13 protein-coding genes are annotated in these 14,058 nt (G+C 69.2%); 9 read left to right on the plus strand and 4 right to left on the minus strand.

Annotation, left to right across the window (positions count from 1 at the left end; translation table 11 throughout):
• From T333_RS10205 to T333_RS10230, 6 genes are all read left to right on the plus strand, one after another.
• Positions 1 to 1,152, plus strand: coding sequence for a serine hydrolase domain-containing protein (locus T333_RS10205; protein WP_496424320.1), 1,152 nt, complete (start codon positions 1 to 3; stop codon positions 1,150 to 1,152).
• Positions 1,152 to 2,192: an NAD(P)-dependent alcohol dehydrogenase gene (locus T333_RS10210; protein WP_496424765.1), complete on the plus strand. Its 1,041-nt coding sequence runs from the start codon at positions 1,152 to 1,154 to the stop codon at positions 2,190 to 2,192. The genes T333_RS10205 and T333_RS10210 overlap by 1 nt, the downstream gene beginning before the upstream one ends.
• 29 nt (positions 2,193 to 2,221) lie before the next feature.
• The gene (casG, locus tag T333_RS10215; RefSeq protein ID WP_496424321.1) at positions 2,222 to 3,898 is read left to right on the plus strand and encodes a steroid-24-oyl-CoA synthetase; all 1,677 of its coding nucleotides are present in this window, start codon (positions 2,222 to 2,224) and stop codon (positions 3,896 to 3,898) included.
• Positions 3,899 to 4,033: 135 nt separating this feature from the next.
• Complete coding sequence (locus T333_RS10220) at positions 4,034 to 4,921, plus strand: alpha/beta fold hydrolase (RefSeq protein ID WP_496424322.1); 888 nt, start codon at positions 4,034 to 4,036, stop codon at positions 4,919 to 4,921.
• A 168-nt stretch (positions 4,922 to 5,089) separates the two neighbouring features.
• Complete coding sequence (locus tag T333_RS10225) at positions 5,090 to 6,469, plus strand: DoxX family protein (protein ID WP_496424766.1); 1,380 nt, start codon at positions 5,090 to 5,092, stop codon at positions 6,467 to 6,469.
• 130 nt (positions 6,470 to 6,599) lie between these two features.
• Positions 6,600 to 7,205, plus strand: coding sequence for a DUF1963 domain-containing protein (locus T333_RS10230; RefSeq protein ID WP_496424323.1), 606 nt, complete (start codon positions 6,600 to 6,602; stop codon positions 7,203 to 7,205).
• 9 nt (positions 7,206 to 7,214) lie between these two features.
• Here T333_RS10230 and T333_RS10235 read toward each other — a convergent pair whose 3' ends face one another.
• Positions 7,215 to 8,510 (minus strand): cytochrome P450, encoded by a 1,296-nt coding sequence (locus T333_RS10235; RefSeq protein ID WP_496424324.1) that lies wholly within the window; start codon positions 8,508 to 8,510, stop codon positions 7,215 to 7,217.
• A gap of 184 nt (positions 8,511 to 8,694) precedes the next feature.
• Here T333_RS10235 and ctaD point away from each other — a divergent pair, with 184 nt between their 5' ends.
• Entirely contained in the window at positions 8,695 to 10,365 is a 1,671-nt protein-coding gene (ctaD, locus tag T333_RS10240) for an aa3-type cytochrome oxidase subunit I (protein WP_496424325.1), read from the plus strand.
• 63 nt (positions 10,366 to 10,428) lie between these two features.
• On the plus strand, positions 10,429 to 10,635 hold the full coding sequence (locus tag T333_RS10245; protein WP_496424326.1) for a hypothetical protein: 207 nt from the start codon (positions 10,429 to 10,431) through the stop codon (positions 10,633 to 10,635).
• Between the two features lie 111 nt (positions 10,636 to 10,746).
• Here T333_RS10245 and T333_RS10250 read toward each other — a convergent pair whose 3' ends face one another.
• Together T333_RS10250 and T333_RS10255 are read right to left on the minus strand one after the other, a co-directional pair.
• On the minus strand, positions 10,747 to 11,559 hold the full coding sequence (locus T333_RS10250; RefSeq protein WP_496424327.1) for an ACT domain-containing protein: 813 nt from the start codon (positions 11,557 to 11,559) through the stop codon (positions 10,747 to 10,749).
• Positions 11,560 to 11,821: 262 nt separating this feature from the next.
• A complete protein-coding gene (locus tag T333_RS10255) occupies positions 11,822 to 12,613 on the minus strand; it encodes a methyltransferase (RefSeq protein WP_357256281.1) in 792 nt (263 codons plus the stop codon).
• Between the two features lie 111 nt (positions 12,614 to 12,724).
• Here T333_RS10255 and T333_RS10260 point away from each other — a divergent pair, with 111 nt between their 5' ends.
• Positions 12,725 to 13,534 (plus strand): nuclear transport factor 2 family protein, encoded by an 810-nt coding sequence (locus tag T333_RS10260; protein WP_496424328.1) that lies wholly within the window; start codon positions 12,725 to 12,727, stop codon positions 13,532 to 13,534.
• On the opposite strand, the gene T333_RS10265 is transcribed toward T333_RS10260, so the two are convergent.
• Positions 13,529 to 14,002 (minus strand): DUF2231 domain-containing protein, encoded by a 474-nt coding sequence (locus T333_RS10265; RefSeq protein ID WP_496424329.1) that lies wholly within the window; start codon positions 14,000 to 14,002, stop codon positions 13,529 to 13,531. The genes T333_RS10260 and T333_RS10265 overlap by 6 nt on opposite strands.
• Between the last annotated feature and the right edge of the window lie 56 nt (positions 14,003 to 14,058).

The raw sequence follows: 14,058 nt of genomic DNA on the forward strand, positions 1-14,058 counted from the left end.
ATGAGCGATATCTCGGGATACTGCACCGACCGCTTCGAAGGCGTCCGGCGCGAGCTGGAGCGTCAGCTCGACTCCGGCGCCGAGCTCGGCGCGTCGATCTGTGTGACCGTCGACGGCGAGCCGGTGGTCGACATCTGGGGCGGGCACCTGGACGAGGACCGCACGGCACCGTGGCGGACCGACACTCTGGTGAACGTCTTCTCGATCAGCAAGACCATGACGGCGCTGTGCGCGCTGCTGCTCGTCGATCGCGGCGAACTCGACGTGCACCAGAAGGTCGCGCACTACTGGCCGGAGTTCGGCCAGAACGGCAAGGCCGACATCGAGATTCGACACATCCTCGGGCACACCTCCGGTGTTTCGGGATGGCAGCCGCCCATCGACCTGGCGGACATCTACGACGCCGAAGCGGCCGCGGCACGTCTTGCCGCCCAGCCGCCGTGGTGGGAGCCGGGCAGCGCGTCGGGCTATCACGCGCTCAACTACGGGCATTTGGTCGGCGAGGTGATCCGCCGCGTCACCGGACGCAGCCTCGGCCGCTTCTTCGCCGAGGAACTCGCGGAGCCGCTCGGCGCCGACTTCCACATCGGCACCGGCCCCGAGCACCGCGACCGCATCGCCCGGCTGATTCCGCCGCCCGCACTGCAATTCGACATGTCGGCGCTCGACCAGGACAGCATTCTGGTCAGGACGCTCACGAGTCCGCTGCTCGACATCGCCGAGACCGCCACCCCGGGGTGGCAGGAGGCCGAGATCGGCGCTGTCAACGGCCACGGCAACGCGCGGTCGGTGGCGCGGGTGCAGTCCGTGGTGTCCTGCGGCGGCTCGCTGGACGGACGGAAGCTGTTGTCGGACAAGACCATCGACCTGATCTTCGAGCAGCAGTCCGACGGCGTCGACCAGGCGCTGCTGGTTCCGCTGCGCTTCGGCATCGGCTACGGCCTGCCGCACCCGCAGGCCGCGCCCGCCGTGCCCGAGGGACGGGTGTGCTGGTGGGCCGGTTACGGCGGGGCGATCGTGGTGAACGACCTGGACCACCGCCTGACCTTCGCCTACACGATGAACAAGATGGAGCCGGGCATCATGGGCTCGGCCCGCGCCGATGCCTATCTGCGTGCGACGTACGCGGCCGTGCGGGAGGGGGCTGCATGATGCGAGCGCTCCAGCTCACCGGCCCCGGCACGCTGGAAATGCGCGAGGTGCCGATGCCCGCGATCGGGCCCGACGATCTGCTGCTTCGGGTCGGCGCGGCGGGCATCTGCCATTCGGACCTGCACGTGCTGGAGATACCGTTCCAGCTGCGCGAGGACCCGCTCACACTCGGCCACGAGATCGCGGGCACCGTCGCGGAGATCGGCGATCGGGTGACCGGCCGGGCCGTCGGTGATCGCGGCGTCGTCTACCTGTGCTGGTCCTGCGGCGTGTGCCGGGAGTGCGTGCGCGGCAACGAGAACGTGTGCCTTGCCGCCGGTCGCGCGGCGATGCCGCCCTGTCCCGGGCTCGGGCCCGACGGCGGCATGGCCGAGTACATCCGCGTTCCCGCAACGTCTTTCGTGCCGATCGGCGATCTCGACTTCACCCAGGCCGCGCCGCTCGCCGACGCGGCGCTGACGAGCTATCACGCGATCGACGGCGCACGCGACCAGTTGCGGCCCGGCGCGACGGCCGTGGTCATCGGTGTCGGCGGCCTCGGTCACGTCGCGGTGCAGATCCTCACCGCCACCACGGCCGCCAGGGTGATCGCGGTGGACGTGCACGAGGACAAGCTCGCGCTGGCGAGCGCGCACGGCGCCGCCGAAGGACTGCTGGCCGATTCCGGGACCGCCGCGGCCATTCTCGACCGGACCGGCGGTCGCGGCGCGGAGGCGGTGTTCGATTTCGTCGGCGCCGACCAGACCGCGCGCCTGGCGGTCGAATGCGTGGCGCCCAACGGCGCGTACCGGATGGTCGGGCTCGGCGCGGGCGCGCCGGAACTCACCGCGGCGCCCGCAGGCGGTCCCGGCTGGCCGTGGGGCGCGACGGTGCGAAAGTCCTACGGAGGCACCAAATCCGATCTGATCGAGTCCGTCGCGCTGGCACGATCGGGCAGACTCCGGGTCGAGGTCGAGGTCTTCCCATTGGACGACGGCCGCGAGGCGCTCGACCGCCTGGCGAACGGGCGAATCCGCGGCAGGGCGGTGCTGATCCCGTGAACCCGCGCACGAACGACGAGGAACAGAGAATGACGAAATCCATGGATCCGCAGGCGCTGGCCGCGACGGTCATCGGACGGCTCACCGGGCCGGGCGGCCCCTTCGAGACGACGGTCGAGGACGTGCTCGGCGCGCCGCTGCCGGTGCTGAAGAACCGCGGCCGCGCGCTGCGCGAGGTGCTCGCCGCCTCGGCCGCGCTGGGCGACCGCGACTACCTGGTGACCGAGGACCGGCGGCTCTCCTACGCCGAGCACGCGGCCGAGGTGGGCGCGCTGGCCAGGGCGCTGCGGGACCGCTACGGCGTCGGCAAGGGCGACCGCGTCGGCATCCTCGCGGCGAACACCCCCGAGTGGGTGGTGGCGTTCTGGGCCGCGCAGTGCCTCGGCGCGATCGCGGTCGGCTACAACGCCTGGTGGACGCCGCGCGAAATCGCCTACGGTCTCGCGCACACCGAGCCAACGGTGCTGATCGTGGACGCCAAGCGCGCCGCACGAGTCGCCGAACTCGGCGTCGACGTGCCGGTGCTCACCATGGAGCGCGACGTCCCGGAGCTGGTCGCCGAGTTCGCGGCGGGCGAGTTGCCCGACGCCGCCGTCGCCGAGGACGATCCGACCGTCATCCTGTACACCAGCGGCACCAGCGGACGACCCAAGGGCGCGGTGCACACGCACCGAAACCTGTTGGCGGTCATCGACTATCACCGCTTCAACGACGCGCTCGCCGCGGCCTTCGCTGGCGGGGCGGACGACGGAAGCCCCAAGGGCCGGCGCTTCCTGCTCACCTCCCCGCTGTTCCACATCGCCAGCCTGCACAACCTGGTGCTGCCGCGGATGGTCACCGGCGACACGGCCGTCATCTACCAGGGCGCGTTCGACGCCGACCGGGTGCTTCGGCTGATCGAACGGGAACGGATCAGCAACTGGGGCGCGATGCCGACCATGGCCACCCGGCTGCTCGAGGTGGACCTCGAGGCCTACGACGTGTCCTCGCTGGCCTCCTTCTCGCTCAACTCCGCGCCCTCTTCGGCGGCGCTGCAAGAGCGACTGCGGCAACGGCTGCCTGTCGCGCGGACCGCACTGGTGACCAGCTACGGCATGACCGAATGCTCGACGGCCGCGACGATCGCCGCCCCCGCCGAGCTCGCCGCGCACCCCGACACGGTCGGCCGCCCGGTGATCGGGGTGAGCCTGGAGATCCACGACCCGCTCGGCGAGCCGGTCGGCGAGGGCGTCGAGGGCGAGATCTGGGTGCGCAGCCCGTACGTGATGCTCGGCTACTGGAACGATCCCGAGGCCACCGCGGCGGCGATCACCCCGGATCGCTGGTTGCGCACCGGCGACATCGGGATCCTGGAGGAGGGCAGGCTGCGGCTGTCGGGCAGGCGGTCGGACCTCATCCTGCGCGGCGGTGAGAACGTCTATCCGACCGAGGTCGAGCAGTGTCTCGACGAACACCCGGACGTCGAGGAGAGCGCCGTGGTCGGCGTTCCGGACGCCGATCTGGGTCAGCAGGTGGCCGCCCTCGTGGTGGTGCGCGAAGGAGCGACGGTCACCGAAGCGGACCTGCGCGAGTTCGCCGGTGAGCGGCTGGCCTACTACAAGGTGCCCGCCAGCTGGCGTCTCACCACCACCCCACTCAGCCGCAACGCGACCGGCAAGGTGGTTCGCGCGGGCATTGCCGAGGCCATCGCCGACGTGAGCGGGTGACACGAGGCGGCCCATAAGCGAACCGACCGGTCCGAACTACCCGCGATCCGGGGTCTCGACCCGCCACCATAGCGGGTCTACCTTGGGAATCAGGCGTGCACGTTCGCATGCACGCACCACTCGCAAGGAGGCGACGTGGCGACTTTCGCGCACCAGGGCCGGACCGTAGTCTTCGACCGTATCGGCAGTGGGCCGCCGATCGTGTTGCTGCACAACGCGGGAACGCAGCGACATATCTGGGACGATCAGGCGGCGGCGCTCAAGCGCGAGCACGAGGTCTTCGCACTCGATCTGCCGGGCTACGGCGAATCCGATCAACCGGCCGCGGGCTACCGGCTCGAAGAGTACGTGCGCATGCTCGGCGCCTTCCTCGACGCGCACGACCTGTCCGACGTCGTCCTCATCGGCAACTGCCTCGGCAGCGCCACCTCGCTCGGCTACGCCATGGCGCATCCGTCGAACGTGCGCGCGCTGGTGCTGGTCAGCCCGCTCACCCGCAACACCGTGCGCAAGGGTGAATCCGCGGGACTGGCCTGGGTGGACGGCAAGCTGCCGCTGGGGCCGCTCGCCAAGCGGCTCGCCCTGCCCGACCGGGTGATCTCGCTGATCATCGCCAACCAGCTCGGCGCACGCGGGCGCCGCCTCGGCATGCAGCATTCGCGGCGGCTCAAGGCGCACTGGGGCGATCGCGGCCGGTTGCAGGCGCTGCACGGCCTGGTGCAGGACTTTCCGAACTTCCGCGTCCTCGACGAGTTCATCCCGGGCCCGGCCTTCCCGCCGATCTGCACGATCTGGGGCAAGCAGAACCACATCCTGTCCGCCTCGGCGGGCGCCGTCCTCGACCGCACCCTGCGCCCGCACACCCGCGTGGTGCTTCCCGACTGCGGCCACCTCCCGATGGTGGAGGACCCGGCGGCAGTGACGACCGCTATCACCGAGTTCCTCGCCGCCCCCGCGATCCGCCCGCACGGCGGCCGCCGACCGCACGCGCCGCGCGCCGACTCGCTGCCGCGCAGTTCCTGACGAAACGCGAAGTCCGGGCACAGCAGCGGCGGCGGTGTGCCCGGCAAGCGGCTGACGAGCACTTTTCGCTCGGGCGGGATCGCGCACGGGCGTATGCTGATCTTGGTGTTTGGCGATCTATGCCACGGGAACCCGGTCGATAAGCCATCGAGGAAAGGGTTGACGTTCATGTTGCTGCGCCGACTAGCCCGACCACTGCTGGCGACCGCCTTCGTCGCCGATGGGGTCGACACATTGATTCATCCCGAACCGCGCGCGAAGGCCGCCGCGACGCTGGTCGAACGGGGTGAGCGTTCGCTACCGGACAATGTCGCCGCGAAGCTGCCCGCCGACCCGGCCACCGTGGTGCGGATCAACGCCATCGCGCAGGTCTCGGGCGGCGTGCTGCTCGCGCTGGGCAAGGCACCGCGCCTCGCCTCGCTCGTACTGGCGGCCACGGTCGTGCCCGCCACCATCACCGAACAGGACTTCTGGGCCGAACAGGACCCGGATCGGAAGATCGCCAAACGCAACGCCTTCCTCAAGGACATGAGCCTGCTCGGCGGACTGCTGATCGCCAGCGCCGACACCGAAGGCAAGCCGTCCCTCGGCTGGCGCGGCAAGCGCGCGGCCCGCAACGCGGCGGCCACCGTCTCGGCGGCGCTGCCGTTCGGCGCGGCCGCCGACCACTCGAACGGTGAGGCGCTGCGCCAGCAGGCGCACGGTGTCGCGGAGCGCGCGAAAGCGCTGGGCGGCACCGCCGCCACCAAGAGCTCCGAGCTCGCCGAGATCGTCCAGACCCACGGACCCGACTGGGCCGCCGCGGCCAAGCAGCGTGGCGCGGCGATCGCCGCGGTGGCGAAGGAGCGCGGTGCGGAACTGGCCGCCGCGGCCCGCGAGCACGGAGCCGAATTCGCCGACACCGCAAAGACACACGGGTCGGAGTGGGCGGAGATCGCGAAGGAACGCGGCGACGAGTTCGGCGAGGTGGCGAAGGCGCGCGGTGGGGTGTGGGCCGGTCGCGCCAAGGGGCGCGGGGCGGAGTTCGGCGAGGTCGCGCGGGAGCGCGGAGCGGAGTTGGGCGAGGTCGCCCGGGTGCGCGGAGCGGAGTTCGGTGGAGTCGCCAAGCAGCGTGGAGCCGAGCTGAGCGAGGTCGCGCGGCTGCGCGGAGCCGAACTAGGTGAAGTCGCGCGGCTGCGCGGAGCCGAACTCGGTGAACTCGCCCGGCTGCGCGGCACCGAGCTGAGCGAGGTCGCCAAAGTGCGCGGCGCCGAACTGGGCGAGACCGCACGGCAGCGCCGTTCCGAGCTGAAGAAGGCGGCCAAGCAGCGCCGCGCCGAACTGAAGAAGGCCGCCAAGAAGGGCGGGGCCGGGTTCGGCGAGACCGCCAAGCACCGGCGCGCGGAGCTGCGCGAGACCGCCAGGCATCGGCGCGCCGAGTTGCGCGAGGCCGCACGGCACCGGGGCGCGGAGCTGGGCGAAACCGCGCGGCACCGGGGAACCGAAATCGCCGAGTCGGCAAGGCATCAGGGTGTCGATTGGGCTGGGAAGGCGCGCAAGCTCAGGTAATCATCGTCCGGTTCGCGCGGCCGCCGACAGCGCGGTTCTGCCGCGACGAGCAGTGCGGCCGTCAGCGGTAGCGGCTCGCGAACGCCACCGAGGCTCGAGGCGGTCGCCGGTATCCACACCGGCGACCGCCTTGCGTCGCCTTGGGGTAGCGCAGGTCGACTACTCCCGCGACGGCTTGCACGACGGGCTCCCCATCTCGTTCTTCACGTTCTTCTACTGCTGGAAGTGCTACCCGTGGGGACGGGAGCGCGAACAGGGCGGTTGGCTCGTGCGCTCCTACACCGCACTGCGGCGCCCCAAAGTTCTCGTGTCCGGCACCGGGTCGGACTTCGAGGAACGCCACGCGGTGCCACGCCTGGAGAAGTCACTGCCCGACGGGGTGGGAATGCGCCTGCACTGCCCTGAGCTGTGGGCCCTCGTGCCCGGTGAGAGCGGATCCCGGGGCGCATGGGCGAACTGGGACATCGTCGACCGTGCGGCACTCCATCTGACGCGGCAACGCCCCCGACTACCGCACATGCGCAATACCGGGGTGGCGATCGGCGGATACCCGCACTGGGCGAACGGCGGCGACGAGACGCCGGTCTGCGCAGAATGCGGGCGGCCGATGGAGCTGCTGCTTCAGATCCGGCCGAGTGAGCTCACCGATGCGACATGGGGTGATGTCGGAACTCTGTATCTGTTCATGTGCCGGACGCACACCCGGCGCACCGGGCTGCGCATCCAGTGCACATGAGACAACGGGCTAGCCGACCACCACTCGCCTCTGCACTCCGGTCGACACCGGAATGCGCTCGTAGCCGCGCAGATTCACCAATCCACGCCGCGTCGCCGGTCCGGTGTGCCGGAGCTCGGGGAACCGGTCGTAGAGCGCCCGCAGCGCGATCGCTCCTTCCATCCTCGCCAGGCTCGCACCGAGACAGGCGTGCACGCCGCTGCCGAAGGCCAGGTGATCCTTGGCGTTGGATCGGGTGATGTCGAAGGTGTCCGGGTCGAGGAACATGGCGGGGTCCCGGTTGGCCGAGCCGAGCAGGAGGGCGATAGTCTCGCCTGCCCGTATCGATTCGCCCGCAATCTTGGTGTCGCACAACGCCGTTCGCGCGGTCATCTGCACGGGGCTGTCGTAGCGCAGCATCTCCTCGATCGCACCGGGCCAGCGGGCCGGTTCGGCGCGCAGCAGATCCAGTTGGTCGGGGTGATCGCGCAGCAGCATCGCGCCGTTGCCGAGCAGGTTGACGGTCGTCTCGAATCCCGCGCCCGCGACCAGGGTCGCGGTGGCGAGCAGTTCGCGGTCGGTGAGTTCGCCGCCGGTCGCGAGGGCGCTGAGGATGTTGTCGCCCGGTTCGCGGCGCAGGTGCTGGATGTGGCCGATCAGATAGTCCTGGCTGGCGCGCAGCGCGGCCACCGCCCCGCGGAACTGGCGCCAGGAAACGCTGATATCCAGCAGCGGTGAGCCCGCGTTCCCGAATTCCAGCATGTCGTCGCGCTTGTCGGCGGGGATGCCGAGGATCTCGCTGATGATGGCGATCGGTAGTAGCAACGCGAAATCGCCTATCAGATCCGCTTTTTCGCGCGCCGCGAGGCCGTCGAGCAGTTCCTCGGTCACCTCGCCGACCCGGTCGCGCAGCCGTGCCACCGCGCGCGGGGTGAACGCACCGGCCACCAGCTTGCGGTAGCGGGTGTGCTCGGGCGGATCCACCATCAGCATGGACGGCGGTTCCACCGGGCTGGCCAGCCGCAGATCCGTCGCTCGGATCAGCCGCCGCAACGGCGCGGGTAGGTCCAACGCCTCCGGCGGTGCGGTGCCGAAGTTCTTGTCGCGCAGAATGTTCCGACAAACGTCGTGATCGGCGGAGACCAGGAGGAAGGGCGTCCGAACCAGCCTGCCCTCGGCCCTGATACGCGCGCCGAATGGATACGGATTCTCCCGCGCGCGCGGATCGGTCAGCAGTTGCGCCAGCGGTTCACCGCCCCGCGCCCGCATCCGCAGAAACACCGAGGGCACCCCGCTGATCGCCGCCCATCGAATCCAACTCTTCATCTCGGCTCCCCATCCGGTTTTCAAGTCTCTTCACGGTACGACCGCGCCGCCGCGCGCACATCCCACCCCGGTCGCAAACGCGACTCCTACCAGGGTGGGTCGGGGCGAATTCGGCATGTCGCCCGGCACGGCGGCGCATACTCCGGTCCACAGGCCCCTGGCGTTCTCGGAAGGTGGCGCGATCGTGAGCACGACGCAATTGCAGGCCGTTCGGCCCTATCCAAGTCGGTTGGGGCCCAAGGGTTCCTACTTGTGGAAGATGGTCACCACCACCGACCCGAAGGTGCTCGGGGTCATGTATCTGACCACCGCGATGACGTTCTTCTTCATCGGCGGTCTGATCGCGCTGCTGATGCGCGCCGAGCTGGCGCGGCCCGGCATGCAGTTCCTCTCGCCGGAGCAGTTCAATCAGCTGTTCACCATGCACGGCACGATCATGCTGCTGTTCTACGCCACGCCGGTCGTGTTCGGCTTCGCGAACGCGGTGCTGCCCCTGCAGATCGGCGCACCCGACGTGGCGTTTCCCAGGCTCAACGCGTTCAGTTACTGGCTCTACCTGTTCGGCGCGACGATCGCGACGGCCGGTTTCCTCACCCCGGGCGGTCCCGCCGACTTCGGCTGGACCGGCTACACGCCGCTGAGCCTGTTCGAGCACTCGCCCGGCGTCGGCGCGGATCTGTGGATCATGGGTCTGGTCGTCTCTGGTCTCGGCACCATTCTCGGGGCGGTCAACATGATCACCACCGTGGTCTGCCTGCGCTGCCCCGGCATGACGATGTTCCGCATGCCGATCTTCACCTGGAACATCCTCGTCACCAGTGTGCTTGTGCTGCTGGCCTTCCCGATCTTGACGGCGGCGCTGATGGGGCTCGCGGTGGACCGGCACCTCGGCGCGCACGTCTTCGATCCGGCCACCGGCGGAACCCTGTTGTGGCAGCACCTGTTCTGGTACTTCGGCCATCCCGAGGTGTACATCGTGGCGCTGCCGTTCTTCGGCATCGTCACCGAGATCTTCCCGGTGTTCAGCCGCAAGCCGATCTTCGGTTACGCCGCGCTGGTCTACGCGACGCTGGCGATCGGCGTGCTCTCGGTGGCCGTCTGGGCGCACCACATGTACGCGACGGGAGCCGTTCTGCTGCCGTTCTTTTCGCTGATGACGTTCTTGATCGCGGTGCCGACGGGCGTCAAGTTCTTCAACTGGATCGGCACGATGTGGCGCGGGCAGCTGACCTTCGAATCGCCGATGCTGTTCTCGATCGGTTTCCTGGTGACGTTTCTGTTCGGCGGGCTCTCGGGAGTCGTCCTGGCCAGCCCGCCGCTCGACTTCCACGTCACCGACAGCTATTTCGTGGTGGCGCACTTCCACTACGTGCTGTTCGGCACCATCGTGTTCGCCACCTTCGCGGGCATCTACTTCTGGTTCCCGAAGATGACCGGCAGGCTGCTGGACGAACGCCTCGCCCGGTCGCATTTCTGGACGACGTTGATCGGCTTCCACCTGACCTTCCTCGTCCAGCACTGGCTCGGCGCCGAGGGCATGCCGCGCCGCTACGCCGACTACCTGCCCGGCGACGGTTTCACCACACTGAACACCGTCTCCACGCTTGGCGCCTTCCTGCTCGGCGCTTCGATGCTGCCGTTCCTCTGGAACGTCTTCAAGAGCTACCGCTACGGGGAGCCGGTGGCGGTGGATGATCCATGGGGATACGGGAATTCGCTCGAATGGGCAACACCGTGTCCGCCGCCGCGGCACAACTTCTTCGAGCTCCCCCGCATCCGCTCCGAGCGCCCGGCCTTCGAACTGCACTATCCGCACATGGTGGCGCGGATGAAGGCGGAAGCGGGTCGGCACTGACGACCCGTACTGGCGCGGCGAGGGAATTTGTGCGACGGTGTCGCCAATTCCAGTCGCCAGATTGTGAGTGCCCCAGTGGATCTCGATCATCTCGACCCGCACGCCGCCGATCCCGACCTCGCGTCGCTCGGCGAACTCAGCGACCCACGGCTGAGGCGGCTCGTTCGCACTAGCGTCGGCCTTTCGGCCGAATCGATCGACCTGCTGATCAGCCTCGCCGAACGACTACGCGCGGCCGAGCGGGCGCTGCCCGATCCCGCGTATTTCTGAGCCGCTAGGCAAGGCATTACCGCTCTATCGACGCTGCCACACATCCAGCGCACGTCCCACATAGGCGGTGCCTATGTGAGGCATATCGGAGGTGTGTGGGAGCAAGGTCCGTCAGGGGCGGCGGCTGACGATGCGTGCCAAGTCGTACAGCCGGTGGGCGCGGGCGATCTCGGCCGGTGTGAACGGTTCATCAGTCCGCAGGAAGATCAGCGTTCGCTCGTCGTCCGGCAGCTCGAGTGCCGTGCCCTCGGCAGGCTCGTCCGTGAGACCACCGGGCAGGTACCGCGCACCGAGCAATTCCGCTATGGCGAGGGGCAATTCGTCCGCGTCGGCCACCACCCGAGCGGCGACGGCGAGCGCCTTGGTCTGTCCATCGATGAGCGTCAGCGCGGACGCGGGCCACACCCGCACCTTCGCGCCACCCGCCAGAACGACCGCCGCGGTGAGGTCGTGCGTGGTGATTTCAACGGGTGTCGCGACCACCAGTTCGTCCAGCACACCGGACTCCAAGTGATGCACGTGCACGGTCAGGATGTTGGCCCCGCGATCGGCGAGGTGCGCGGCCAGCGCCTCGAGCTGACCGGGCCGATCGTCGACGTGCACCCGTATCCGCCACAGCGCGGGCGCCCGATCGACACGATCGCGGTCCCGCAACTCCGGCCCGTGCAGCCAGGACCCGAGAAACCGCATCGCCGACGGCTCCACCACCCAGATCACCAGGATCGTGGTCGTGATCGTCAACAACAGCACTGCCACCAGATACGGCGGATGCCAATGAATCACCAGCGCGTGCAACGCCAATTCCACCGGAAAGACGGCAGCCAGCTTGGCGAGCGCCAAACGGGTCCGTCGCGGATGCGGCAACCGGCCGCACACATCGCACGCCAGCGCGTGCACACGGGGTCGAGCTGCGATCGGCCTCATCCCCCGACGATCTTGATGAAAGATTTCCTTTCCCGTGCGGACCTGTAACGCGGACGTGAAACCTCCGAGCAAACCCGTTGACCTGCAACATCTCTCACCGTGACGCCGCACACACCCCACCGCGAACCGTGCGCAACCCCACACCATTCGCTGCGCCTTCGGCCGCCCGACCTTCCTGACACGCCGTGCTCGTTCCCGCGACGACGGGCATCGCGGCGATGGCCAGGGTGGCCGTGTGTGCCCGACCGGAACCCGACGGAGCTCAGATCACGAAGGGAATCAACGCTTTTCGCTCGGTCGGGTAATCGGCGAACTTCTCCCGGTACCAGCGGTGCGTCGCGAACGCGCGCGGCACCAGGTTCCCCGCCGTGATCAGGAAGATCACCACGCCGGCCAGGGACCAGGTCAGCAGTGCGAACCCGGCCCAGGCGATCAACTCCCCGAGGTAGGCCGGACTGCTCACGAAGCGAAAGCCGCCGCCGTAGGGGATGCGGTACTCGGTCGCGCCGGGATCGTTCTTGTCGCGCAGGTTGCGCACGATCGCCTCGGAGGACACCAGCAGCCCGAACCCGCACAGGTACACGACAACGCCGATCAGGAAACGCGGGTCGGTGAGCCAGTCGGTGCCGTACTGGTTCTTGTAGTCGTGGCTGAAGAACGCGCCGTTGAGGTAGCCGTGCAGCGAGGTCACGAAGACGCCCGCGGCGAGCACGGAGATGTTGAAGCTGCTGCGCTTGCCCGGCACCTGCCGGATCGAGAGCGGAAAGAACCAGCCGCGGTTGCCGTAGTGCAGCAGCCAGATGCACGCCAGCACCAGCGGCGTCGGCTCGAAGCGATCCGGCCCGCTCAGATAGAACACCGCGAACACCACGGTGGCGGGCAGCTCCATCAACCACCAGCCCAGCTTCGGATTGAGGTTGAAGCCGACCTTCGTCGACGCGAACCGCCCGTACGGACTCTGCGCGAACAGGCCGCCGACCAGCACGAAAGCGGCGAAGGCGAAGGCGATCGCGAGCACGGTGTCGTAGGTGGCGTTCCCGGTGTACCAGTCCATCGAGATCCTTCGTCGAACGGGGCGCCGCGGGCGGTCTACGGTTCGGCGGCACCGAAATTAGAACATGTTCTACCATGGATCCGAGCCGTGGCGAGACTATGGAGGACCCTCATGCCGCTGGACCCGACCGCCGAACACCTGCTGGCGGCCGTTCAGGCGTCACCGCGCGCGGTCGCCGCGCACGACAAGACCGCCTGGGTCGGCCTGTTCGCGGACGACGCCGCGGTGCACGACCCGGTCGGCTCCCGCGCGCACATCGGCCGCGCGGCGATCGCCCGGTTCTACGACACCTTCATCGGGCCGAACTCCATCGCGTTCCGGGTGGACCGCGACCTGGTCGCCGGGCAGACGGTGGTCCGTGACCTGCACATCGAGACGACCATGTCCACCGGCGCCACCGTCACCGTGCCGATGCACCTGCGCTACGACCTGGTCGACACCGGCGACGGCTGGCGGATCGCCCGCTTGGCGGCGCACTGGGGACTCCCCGCGATGATCGCGCGACTGCTGCGAACAGGGCTGCCGGGGCTCCTCGCGGGCGCGAAACTCGGCCCGCAACTGGTCGCCAACCTCGGCGTCGGCGGCGCGACGGGCATGATGCGGGCGTTGCGGAGCGTGGGCAGACCGGGCAAACGCACAACGCGCCAACTGTTCGAGGCGGCGGCCGGGACCGACATCGGCCGCGTGCGCGCGCTGCTCGGCGAGCACGCGGTGGTGGAATTCCCTGCGGGGAACCCGATTTCGGTCGAGGGGTTCACCAATCGCGCCCGCGCCATGCGGTGGGACAAGCTGATCGCCGCGGGCCGCACCGTCAGCGCGAGCGTGCGACTCGGCGAGTCGCACGGCGTGGCATTCGTGGAGTTCGAGGCGAGCGGCCCCCGCATCACCGGCGTGACAGTCTTTCTCGACGCGAATCTATAGCGCGCTCGCGGACTGGACGTCCCACACCGCGCGGGCTCCCGAATCTCCGACGCGGTAGCACAACACACCCGCGGCGATGCCCGCGACGAGCGCGAGGATCGCCAGCAGCGCCGCCGGTCCGCGACCGATCGCCCGGCCCCGCAGCTCCAGCAGATGGGTGGCGACCAGTAGCGCCGCGACCACCAGCAACGCCACGGCGAAGTACACCATGGTGCGTCCCAGCTCGATGTGGGTGCGCAGTGCGTCGCTCGGGGACGGGAACCGCTCGGCCAATGTCTCGCCCGCGTCGGCGGTGATCGGGGTGAGCACCGCACCGACGAGGGCGAAGGCCGCGACCAACCAGACCAAACGCCGCCGCACCGCGGGCACGAGCGCGGACAGCACCAGCAGCAACGCCGTCAGCGGCACCAGCACCACCACCCCGTGCACCAGCAGCACATGCGCGGGCAAACCGTTGACCGTCTGCATGCGGACGCCCTCCTCGTGTGTCACCCGTTCCCACGAAATCCGCGGCGCGATGGTTC

It is taken from the genome of Nocardia sp. CNS-044 (genome assembly GCF_059570515.1).